Source organism: Oerskovia sp. NPDC060287, assembly GCF_042726775.1.
Taxonomy (GTDB): Bacteria; Actinomycetota; Actinomycetes; order Actinomycetales; family Cellulomonadaceae; genus Oerskovia; species Oerskovia merdavium.
On the sequence record NZ_JBHXBO010000277.1, the window covers coordinates 1 to 4,934 of the forward strand.

At 70.2% G+C, this 4,934-nt stretch carries 3 protein-coding genes; all 3 read left to right on the plus strand.

Features of this window, described 5'->3' with window-relative positions:
• Positions 1–95 precede the first annotated feature (95 nt).
• Positions 96–869, plus strand: coding sequence for a TetR/AcrR family transcriptional regulator (locus ACFWFR_RS17350; RefSeq protein ID WP_377623857.1), 774 nt, complete (start codon positions 96–98; stop codon positions 867–869).
• 146 nt (positions 870–1,015) lie between these two features.
• Complete coding sequence (locus tag ACFWFR_RS17355) at positions 1,016–2,755, plus strand: ABC transporter ATP-binding protein (protein WP_377623858.1); 1,740 nt, start codon at positions 1,016–1,018, stop codon at positions 2,753–2,755.
• A 188-nt stretch (positions 2,756–2,943) separates the two neighbouring features.
• Positions 2,944–4,878 carry an ABC transporter ATP-binding protein gene (locus ACFWFR_RS17360; RefSeq protein ID WP_377617039.1) on the plus strand — a complete coding sequence of 645 codons (1,935 nt, stop codon included), beginning with the start codon at positions 2,944–2,946 and terminating at the stop codon, positions 4,876–4,878.
• The last annotated feature ends 56 nt before the right edge of the window (positions 4,879–4,934 follow it).

Below are 4,934 nucleotides of genomic sequence, written 5' to 3' on the forward strand. Positions count from 1 at the left end.
GGTGCCGCGCTCGCGGTGCCCCCTCGGGCGTTCGCGCATCTGGTTGCGTCGGGCAACCTTGACGAGTGAGTGCTCACTCATTTACGCTCGTGGGCGTGACCACACCCTCGGGCCGCGCCCGACCCATGAGCCGTGACGACCGGCGTGCGGCGATCGCCGCCGCGACCGTCCCCCTGCTCGCGCGCTACGGCTCGGCCGTGACGACCCGGCAGATCGCCCAGGCGGCGGACGTCGCCGAGGGCACGCTCTTCCGCGCGTTCGAGGACAAGGACGAGCTGATCCACGCCGCCCTCGTGGCCGCGCTCGACCCGGCCCCGCTCGTGCGCGCGATCAGCGAGACGGGCGAGCGTGGCTCGCTCGCCGAGACGCTCACGGCCCTGGCCGAGCTGATCCAGGACAGCCAGCGCGCGACCGCCAGGATCGTCCAGGTCGCCCACCAGGTCATGGGGGACCGGGGCGGCCCGCCCGGCGGTCCGGGGGGCGAGGCCCACCGTCGTCACCGGGACGACGTCCACCGCAACCACGGCACGCAGGGCCCGGGCTCGCACCGCGACGCCCGGATGTCGGCCGTCCAGGACATCGTCCAGGCGATCGAGGCGCGCCTGTCCCCGTTCGCGGCCGAGCTGCGGACCGAGCCCCGCGTGGCCGCGAGCGTCTTCTTCTTCCTCGTGCACGGTCACGCGAGCCCGTTGCTGGTCCAGGACGGCCCCCTCGACGCGACCCAGATCGTCGACGTCTTCCTCCACGGCGTCCTCGAGGCGCCGTGCCAGGGAGCGGGCCCGCCCCACGCGGTGGGGCCACCGCACGCCGCGGTCCGTCGGACGGACGCACGCCCCGCGGTCCCGGGCCCGACGGCGTCGCTCGCCTGAGGCGCTCGGCCAGCCGTCGCGGACCTCACCGCGGCGTCGCATGCTGGACCTCTCGCCGAGGTCACCGAAATCGCTCGACGTGCGCCCCGCCGTCGGGCACCTTGAGACCTGCTCGACCCGCCCCCACCTCCGACAGGACACCCCAGATGCTCCAACGTCTCCTGAAGACCTACCTCCGCCCGTACTGGACGCCCATATCGATCCTGCTCGTCCTCCAGCTCGTGCAGACGATCGCGACCCTGTACCTGCCCAGCCTCAACGCCGACATCATCGACAAGGGCGTCACGCAGGGCGACACCGCCTACATCATGCGCACGGGTGGCGTCATGCTCGCGATCAGCCTCGGTCAGGTGATCTGCGCGATCGTCGCGGTGTACTTCGGTGCCAAGGTCGCCATGTCGTTCGGGCGCGACGTCCGCAACGGGCTCTTCACGCGTGTCCAGTCGTTCTCCGCGCAGGAGATGGGCGTGCTCGGGGCCCCCTCGCTCATCACCCGCACCACGAACGACGTGCAGCAGGTCCAGATGGTCGTGCTCATGGGCTTCACCATCATGGTCATGGCGCCCATCATGCTCGTGGGCGGCGTCATCATGGCGCTCCAGGAGGACGTCGAGCTCTCGGCGCTGCTCCTGGTCGTGGTGCCCGTGCTCGGGATCGTCGTGGGGCTGATCATCTCGCGCATGGTCCCGTACTTCCGCAAGATGCAGAAGCGCATCGACGCGATCAACGGGGTCCTGCGCGAGCAGATCTCCGGCATCCGCGTCATCCGTGCGTTCGTGCGCGAGCGCCGCGAGGAGGAGCGCTTCGCGGTCGCCAACGACCGGCTCTACGACACGTCGCTGCGCGTCGGCAAGCTCATGGCGCTCATGTTCCCGACCGTCATGCTCGTGATGAACGCGACCAGCGTCGCGGTCCTGTGGTTCGGCGCGTACCGGGTCGAGGACGGGATGCAGATCGGGGCCCTCACGGCGTTCCTCAGCTACATCATGTACATCCTCATGGCCGTGATGATGTCGACCATGATCTTCATGATGGTCCCGCGCGCGGCCGTCTCGGCCGAGCGCATCGGCGAGGTCCTCGACACCGAGACCACCGTGGTCGAGTCCCCGACCCCGGTGCGCCTCGCGCCCCGCGAGGACCGTACGGGGATCATCACGTTCGAGGACGTCGACTTCCGGTACCCCGGCGCCGAGGACCCCGTGCTGCACGACCTCACGTTCACGGCCCGCCCCGGCGGCACGACCGCGATCATCGGGTCCACGGGATCGGGCAAGACGACTCTGCTCCAGCTCGTCCCGCGGCTCTTCGACGCGACCAACGGCTCGGTCCGCATCGACGGGACCGACGTCCGCGACGTCGCGCTCCAGGACCTGTGGTCGATGATCGGCTACGTCCCCCAGAAGGCCTACCTGTTCTCCGGGACCGTGCGCGACAACGTCTGCTACGGCAAGGAGGACGCGACCGACGCCGAGGTGTGGGACGCGCTCGAGGTCGCCCAGGCACGCGAGTTCGTCGAACAGCTCGAGGGGCAGCTCGACGCCCCCGTGGCCCAGGGCGGCACCAACTTCTCGGGCGGCCAGCGCCAGCGGCTCGCGATCGCCCGGGCGATCGTGCGCAAGCCCAGCGTGTACCTGTTCGACGACTCGTTCTCGGCCCTCGACTACGCGACCGATGCCGCCCTGCGGCTCGCGCTCGCGCCCCGCACCCGCGAGGCCACGGTCCTCCTGGTCGCCCAGCGCGTCGCGACCATCCGCCACGCCGAGCAGATCGTCGTGCTCGAGCACGGGCGCATCGTCGGCACCGGCACCCACGACGAGCTCCTGGAGACGTGCGAGACGTACCAGGAGATCGTGTACTCGCAGCTCTCGGCGCAGGAGGCAGCATGAGCACCCAGACACCCCGCCCGAGCGACAACCCGGGCGACAAGAACGCCGAGACCTTCGTGACGCCGTCGGGCGGTCCCGTGCCGCACGACGCCACCGCGCCCCAGGACGGCGCGGACGCGGCGGGCGACAAGCCCGACCTGTCCGCCACGCGCCTCAAGGGACGCCCGCAGGGCGGCGGCCACGGCCCCATGGGCGGCATGGGCATGCCCACCGAGAAGGCCATGGACTTCACGGGCTCGCTCAAGCGCTTCGCGGGCTACCTGCGCGTCGAGCGGCTCGCCGTCGCGGTCATCACGGTCCTGTCGGTCCTGTCCGTGACGCTCGCCGTGCTGGGGCCCAAGCTCCTCGGCAACGGCACCAACGTGATCTTCGCGGGCGTGATCGGCTCGCAGATGCCCGCAGGCGTCACCAAGGAGCAGGCCGTCGAGAACCTGCGCGCCAACGGCCAGGGGACGCAGGCTGACATGCTCGCGGCCATGGACGTCGTTCCCGGGCAGGGCATCGACTTCGCGGCCCTGCGCACGATCCTGCTGCTGGTCCTCGCGATCTACGTCGGGTCCTTCCTGTTCGGGTGGATCCAGGGACGCGTGACCACGTCCGTGGTCCAGCGCACCGTGCGCCGCCTGCGCGCCGAGGTCGAGGCCAAGCTCGGCCGCCTGCCGCTGTCCTACTTCGACCGGCAGAAGAAGGGCGAGGTCCTCAGCCGCGTCACCAACGACATCGACAACGTCGCGCAGACGCTCCAGCAGACGCTGTCGCAGCTCGTGACCTCGGTCCTGACCGTGGTCGGCGTGCTCGCCATGATGTTCTGGATCTCGCCGCTGCTCGCAGTCATCGCGCTCGTGACCGTGCCCCTGTCGGTCCTGGTCACGGCCATGATCGCCAAGCGCTCGCAGCCCCAGTTCATCAAGCAGTGGGCCGCGACCGGACGCCTCAACGCGCACGTCGAGGAGATGTACACGGGCCACGCGCTCGTCAAGGTCTACGGCCACCAGCAGACGGCCGTCGACACGTTCGAGACCGAGAACGCCGAGCTCTACGAGGCGAGCTTCAAGGCGCAGTTCATCTCCGGGATCATCCAGCCCGCGATGGGCTTCGTCGCGAACCTCAACTACGTGATCGTGGCCGTGGTCGGTGGCCTGCGCGTCGCGTCGGGAACCCTGTCGCTGGGTGACGTCCAGGCGTTCATCCAGTACTCGCGCCAGTTCACGCAGCCCATCACCCAGATCGCGTCGATGATGAACCTCCTGCAGTCGGGCGTCGCCTCCGCGGAGCGCGTGTTCGAGCTGCTCGACGCCGAGGAGCAGTCCCCCGACCCCTCGCCCGCGGCCGTGCTCACGGACGTGCAGGGCCGGGTCGCGTTCGAGGACGTCTCGTTCCGGTACGTGCCCGACCGCCCGCTCATCGACGACCTGTCGATCGTGGCCGAGCCCGGCCAGACCGTCGCGATCGTCGGCCCCACGGGCGCCGGCAAGACGACCCTCGTGAACCTCATCATGCGGTTCTACGAGGTCGACGGCGGGCGGATCACGCTCGACGGCGTCGACGTCCGGACCATGACCCGGGACGGGCTGCGGTCCAACATCGGCATGGTCCTGCAGGACACCTGGCTCTTCAAGGGCACCATCGAGGAGAACCTGCGCTACGGCGTGCCCGACGGCGTCGAGGTCACCGAGGAGCAGTTCCTCGAGGCCACGCGGGCCACGCACGTGGACCCGTTCGTGCGCACGCTGCCCGACGGCTACGCGACCGTGATCGACGACGAGGGCTCGGGCGTGAGCGCGGGCGAGAAGCAGCTCCTGACGATCGCGCGCGCGTTCCTCGCCGACCCGGCGATCCTCATCCTCGACGAGGCGACCAGCTCGGTCGACACCCGCACCGAGGTGCTCGTGCAGCAGGCCATGAACGCGCTGCGCGCCGGACGGACGTCGTTCGTGATCGCGCACCGGCTGTCCACGATCCGCGACGCGGACGTCATCCTCGTCATGGAGGACGGCGCGATCGTCGAGATGGGCAACCACGAGGTGCTCATCGAGAAGGGCGGCGCGTACGCGCGGCTCTACGAGAGCCAGTTCGCGGCCGCGGCGGTCGAGGAGGCCGTCGAGGGGGAGATGACGCGGTGACCCGGTGAGCGCGTGAGGCGTCGACCTGCGAAGGTGGCCGCCTGAGATGGTGACCG

Excerpts from the sequence above, each read along its gene's own strand:
- ACFWFR_RS17355 (WP_377623858.1), top strand. The coding sequence starts at position 1,016 with ATGCTCCAACGTCTCCTGAAGACCTACCTCCGCCCGTACTGGACGCCC.
- ACFWFR_RS17360 (WP_377617039.1), top strand. The coding sequence starts at position 2,944 with ATGGGCGGCATGGGCATGCCCACCGAGAAGGCCATGGACTTCACGGGC.